The 279-nt window shown below is 62.4% G+C and carries 1 protein-coding gene; it reads right to left on the bottom strand.

The window, feature by feature from the left end; genetic code table 11:
• A partial coding sequence (locus FDX22_RS20360; RefSeq protein ID WP_304571788.1) for an alanine racemase C-terminal domain-containing protein occupies window positions 1–279 on the bottom strand: 279 nt, incomplete at both ends.

Here is a 279-nt window from a genome sequence, read left to right as displayed (position 1 = left end):
GCTGTCGCCACATCGTCGATTTTAATCTCTTTACCCCACAGCTCCACTGGCGTCCCGATCCCCGCCTGCGGGCACGGCGTCAGGTCTACCGCCAGCATATCCATGGATACCGTGCCGACCGTCCCGGTACGTACGCCATCCACCAGCACAGGCGTGCCGCTTGGCGCATGGCGCGGATAACCATCGGCATAGCCTGTCGCCACAATCCCAATGCGCTGGTCACCACTGGCAGTGTAACGACCACCGTAACCCACCCGGTCACCCGCTTTCAGCGTTTGC

Origin of the sequence: Citrobacter sp. TBCS-14, from assembly GCF_005280805.1 — a bacterium.
Lineage (GTDB): Bacteria > Pseudomonadota > Gammaproteobacteria > Enterobacterales > Enterobacteriaceae > Citrobacter > Citrobacter gillenii.
The sequence above is the reverse complement of the archived record's forward strand: the minus strand, read 5'-3'. Positions and strand labels throughout refer to the sequence as shown.